The 4,835-nt window shown below is 65.7% G+C and carries 5 protein-coding genes and 1 pseudogene; 4 read left to right on the top strand and 2 right to left on the bottom strand.

What is annotated here, in order from left to right:
* A pseudogene (locus tag RHBS_RS24375) lies at positions 1 to 716 on the bottom strand (apolipoprotein N-acyltransferase); the annotation flags it as partial.
* Between the two features lie 184 nt (positions 717 to 900).
* Here RHBS_RS24375 and RHBS_RS31115 point away from each other — a divergent pair.
* The 3 genes from RHBS_RS31115 to RHBS_RS24385 all read left to right on the top strand — a co-directional run bounded on the left by RHBS_RS31115 (position 901) and on the right by RHBS_RS24385 (position 2,034).
* A complete protein-coding gene (locus RHBS_RS31115; protein ID WP_237669651.1) occupies positions 901 to 1,119 on the top strand; it encodes a hypothetical protein in 219 nt (72 codons plus the stop codon).
* Positions 1,116 to 1,415: a signal peptidase II gene (locus tag RHBS_RS31120; RefSeq protein ID WP_237669653.1), complete on the top strand. Its 300-nt coding sequence runs from the start codon at positions 1,116 to 1,118 to the stop codon at positions 1,413 to 1,415. The genes RHBS_RS31115 and RHBS_RS31120 overlap by 4 nt, the downstream gene beginning before the upstream one ends.
* A 205-nt stretch (positions 1,416 to 1,620) precedes the next feature.
* Positions 1,621 to 2,034 (top strand): Rieske (2Fe-2S) protein, encoded by a 414-nt coding sequence (locus RHBS_RS24385; RefSeq protein ID WP_057479439.1) that lies wholly within the window; start codon positions 1,621 to 1,623, stop codon positions 2,032 to 2,034.
* Between the two features lie 182 nt (positions 2,035 to 2,216).
* Here RHBS_RS24385 and RHBS_RS24390 read toward each other — a convergent pair whose 3' ends face one another.
* A complete protein-coding gene (locus RHBS_RS24390; RefSeq protein WP_032370892.1) occupies positions 2,217 to 3,140 on the bottom strand; it encodes a cation diffusion facilitator family transporter in 924 nt (307 codons plus the stop codon).
* Positions 3,141 to 4,357: 1,217 nt separating this feature from the next.
* Between RHBS_RS24390 and RHBS_RS31130 the strand changes: the two genes are divergently transcribed.
* Positions 4,358 to 4,835: cytochrome c oxidase assembly protein (locus RHBS_RS31130; protein WP_237669656.1), on the top strand; the 478-nt coding region annotated here is incomplete at its 3' end.

Consider the following 4,835-nt stretch of genomic DNA (forward strand, 5'->3'; position numbering starts at 1 on the left):
GCGACGGTGACCCTGTCCTGCGGCGGCGGAGCGAACAGTGGGGCCACCACCGTGAGCGCCCCTACAGCAGTGGCCGCACCGATGCACGACGCTGCTGCAGTTCTGCGGGTGATGCGATCGGAAGCGATGGCACCGGCCAGAGCGGACCCGATCAGCACCACGACGAACGACAACCCCGGCGCGCCGATCAACGCAGCCAGAGGCAGCAGCGGACCGTCGGATTGACCGAATGCGATGCGGCCCCAGGGGAATCCGCCGAACGGGATCCGAGATCGTGCCGCTTCAATCGCCACCCAGGCGCTCGCCACCCAGACCGGCCCCCACGGCAGTCGCGACATCCGATCCGCCACTGCGCCGAACATCGCCACGAAGAGGGCTTGAACGACAGCCAGCGCCAGCCACGGCACCGATCCGACATACTCCCCCACCCACGGCAGCAGAGGCACGAAGAACGCCGAGCCGGCAACGAAGCCGTAGCCGGCCCCCGCACGCGCCCCTCGCCCGCACACAGCCAACAGCAGCATTGCAATTGCTACCGGAGCGAGAAACCACAGATCTAGGGGCGGGAACGTGGCGTACATCGCCAGCCCCGAAGTTGCCGCTGCGGTCAGACGTGCCCAGGTTCGGGGCCCTTCACCTCGACTTGTCCGATACAGCCGCCACACTCGACCTCGGTCGACGCAGGACGGTCCGGGCCCGGGTTCGGCATCGGGCATCGCCCTCATGACGAGGGTGCCGCCGCCCTCACGGCGACACGACGCATCGGGTGGCGGAGAAATCGACGGTATTCATCAACTACTATGGTGCATAGTATTTCAAGTGTTGGCAAATCCGGGGTCACCTGCACCGTCTGCGGTGCACCCGGACGTACGCACGGTGTACACCCGAGAACGAGGACCAGTGACCCGCTCCCCCATCGCCACCGCTCGGCTCCGCGCCGCCGCAACCGCCCTTGTCCTGGCTCTGGTCGCTGCCGCTCTACTGGTCGACTACTGGGCGCAGGCGGCGTTGCCCGGCTCGACGATTCCGCTGCGGATACTCGAGCTGCGACTGGCCTTCAATCGCGGAATGCGTTCAGCCTGGGTGATTCTCTGCCCGTGTGGGTCGTCGTCGCCGTGACGGCGTCGATCACCACCGGGTTGGCGATCTACGGGTGGCGTACCGCGCCTCACGCGGGTCCGGTCACCACGGCAGCGCTGTCGTTGGTCCTCGCCGGTGCACTCTCGAATGTCCTCGACCGGCTCCTCGACGGCGCGGTCACCGATTACTTTCACACCGGTTGGTGGCCGACATTCAACCTCGCCGACATCTACATCACCTGCGGGGTGGTGCTGATGATCGGGGCGGCACTGTTCACGCGAGAGGCCACAAAGATTACCCCTCGGCCCGCAGTGCCCGACAGCGCCGAATCGTGAACTTGCATGAGATACCTCGGTGCTCGAATCGAATGCCCTGCAGTGCAGACACATTCGCGACAGGACAATCATGCTGATTCGCTCGAACAGTGAGAGTGATCGACACCGGAACGGCTCGAAACATATTCGACCACAACCACCGACAAGCGATCGTCGCCTCTCGCTCACCGAGGCGCACCGAGGCGCACCGAGGGGAACCTGCTGCATGAGCGACAACATCCCGGCGCTACCGCGCCGTATTTTTCTCGCTACGAGCTGCGCTACAGCGTGCCTGGCTGCCGCCGGATGCAGCGTCGGCGAAGCCCCGTCCGGTGAGGACACCGCTTCCGACGGTCCCATCACCTTGTCGGTGAACGATGTTCCTGTCGGCGGTGGAATCGTGCTCGCCGACCGGCAGGTCGTCGTCACCCAACCGGAACCCGGTACCTTCCGGGCCTTCTCGGCTATCTGTTCTCACCAAGGGTGCACAGTGAACCGAGTCCGCAACGGCACGATCGAGTGCCCCTGCCACAACAGTGCCTTCTCGATCACCGACGGGGTGGTCGTGCGCAGCCCCGCTACCGAGCCACTGCCGAACCGCGCCGTGACCAGAACCGTAGATACCCTCACAGTCGACTGATCCATCACCGGGCGGCCGAACATGCGAGGTGGACGGGTTCGGGGTGAACGGTGTCGACCGGGCCGATGTGCGGCAATCGAGGACCCACTCTGTGCCCCCACCCGACTGGTGCCGGTTCCGGTACATCGCTGCCGTGTCGACGACAGCACGGCGTGCCGATCTCGCACCGGGTCGAGACCTGCCTACCAATTGACCTCTCGGCAACGGCCTTCGCCTTCCTGGGGTTCGACCTGCACAGTGGCGTGCTCGAGACCGAACTCGTCGCGGAGAACCTGCTGCGCTGCAGCGAGCACCCGGGGTGTCTCGGCCTCCGGGGCGACCGTCAGATGCGCCGAAGCGACCTCCATCCCCGACGTCAGTGTCCAGATGTGCAGATCGTGTACCTCTTCGACATCGTCGACACCGGTCAGGGCCTTTTCCACGGCGGCGACATCGATGCCCGACGGAGCGTGTTGCAGCAGAATTCGTACGGCATGACGCCCCAGAGTGAATGCACGCGGCAAAACGAACAACCCGATGGCGACCGCGATGACCGGGTCGGCGTACCGCCACCCGAACACGACGGTGACCAGTCCGCTGACGAGCACTCCGATCGAGCCGAGCATGTCCGCCATCACCTCCAGATACGCACCCCGAACATTGAGGCTCTCTTTCGCACCACTACGCAGAAGGAGGAACGCGATGAGGTTCATGGCCAGACCGAGCAGTGCCACCAACATGACCGGAATCCCGGGCACCTCCGGTGGGTTCGTGATGCGTTGCGCGGCTTCGTAGAGAATCCACCCAGCGACACCGAAGAGCAGCACTGCATTGAACAGAGCCGCGAACACTTCGGCTCGATACAGTCCGAACGTGCGGCCGGTCTTGCGAGACTGCCGCTGTGCGAGTGTGATTGCCACGATCGCCATCAAGACCCCGAACACGTCGGTGAACACGTGCGCGGAATCGGACAACAACGCCAGCGACGAGGTGGACAGACCCACTACCACCTGCGTCACCAACGTAACCGCCCCGAGACCGACAGCGATCCACAGTCGCCCGAGGTGCTTACCGGATGCGCTCGCCGGCGATCCCGGCTCTATCCCGTGGCCATGTCCGTGTCCCATCGTGGGTACCCCTTCTCGGCGTGGTTCGATAGCAGGAACACAACATATTGCGATATGCGCATATATGCAAGTGTCGTGTTCGCTGGAAGCTGCTGCCCGCGCGGCCGCACTGCGTCGGCGCAGAACTATGATTCGTAGTAGTTCGATCTCGGTTGCGCGACTTGGTGGCGCAGCCGTGCCGATATTGCCGGCCGACAGTTTTCCCGCCACACATCATCCACGTAAGGGGTGCCGCGTCATGGCCACCGACGACATGGCCACCGAAGCCGCACTCTCGACCCGCGGTCCGGTGAATCGACGCTCCGGTTCGCAGGTGATGCTGCTGTGGGCCGCGATCGCGGCAGTGGTGGCCGCTGTGCTCGCGGCGTTGTCGACGTCGCAGGCGCTGATTCTGCTCGGGCTTCCCGATCCGGGACCGATCACGACCTACGGTATTCCGGCGCTGACCGCGCTCGGAGAGGTAGCCGCGGTCGTGGCGGTGGGGTCGTTGCTTCTCGCAGCGTTCCTCGTTCCTCCCCAAATGTCGGGTGTGCTCGCCATCGACGGGTACATCGCCGTCCGCACCGCGGCGAAGGCCTCCGCAGTGTGGGCGGTGTGCGCGGCGGCGTTGGTGCCGCTGACGCTCTCGGACGCGTCGGGTCAACCTGTCGGATCCGTTGCGGCGCAACCGGTGCAGTTCCTCGGTGCGATCGGCGATGTCGAGGCCTCCACTGCATGGGCCATCACCTCTGCGGTCGCGGCGATCACCGCCGCAGCATGCGCGGCGGTGTTGCGGCATCGGTGGACCCCCGCCTTGTTCGCCCTGTCGATGCTCGCGTTGATCCCGCGCGCGGTCACCGGCCACTCCTCGACCGGCGGCAATCACGACATCGCGACGAACTCGTTGATTCTGCACATCCTCGCTGCCGCTCTGTGGGTGGGCGGACTCCTCGCACTTCTCGCTCATGCGCTGCGCGGGGGTGGACACCTTGCCGTCGCGACCCGCCGCTATTCGACGCTCGCTCTGGTTGCGTTCGTGATCATGGCGGTCTCCGGAGTGGTCAACGCTGCCGTGCGTGTACCCGTGACGTCGCTGTGGGATTCGACGTACGGCGCTCTGATACTGGCGAAGATCGCAGCCTGGCGATCGTGGGGACCCTCGGTGGATACAGCGACGACGAACGGTCGGCGCTCTGGCTCACAATCCCGAGAACCGCAGATCCCTGATCACGTTGTCGATGATCGAGACCCTCGTTCTCGTCACCACAGTGGGCCTGGCGGTTGCACTCGGTCGCACTCCCCCGCCCCCGCCGCAGGACGCCTCGCTACCTCAGGCGCACGAAGAGGCCTTGGGCTACGTGTTGGACGGCCCGCCCACCGCTGCGCGGTTGGCGTTCGAGTGGCGTTTCGACCTGGTGTTCGGCTCCGCTGCGGTGATCGCGGCCGTCCTGTACCTGGTGGCCGTGCGGCGCCGCCGGCGGGTAGGCCTGCCATGGCAGAGGCGGTGGACAGCGAGCTGGTTGATGGGCACTGCGGTGCTGCTCGTGGCGACCTCGTCCGGGGTCGGGCTCTACAGCCCGGCGATGTTCAGCGTGCACATGGCGGGACTGACCGCGGTCGCCATCGCCGTGCCGTTGCTGTTGGTCCTCGGCCGACCGGCCACCTTGTTCGCCTCGGTCCTGCCGACCGCGCCGGCAGCCGACGCACCGGGCTCGA

It is taken from the genome of Rhodococcus sp. BS-15 (assembly GCF_000813105.1).
Lineage (GTDB): Bacteria > Actinomycetota > Actinomycetes > Mycobacteriales > Mycobacteriaceae > Rhodococcoides.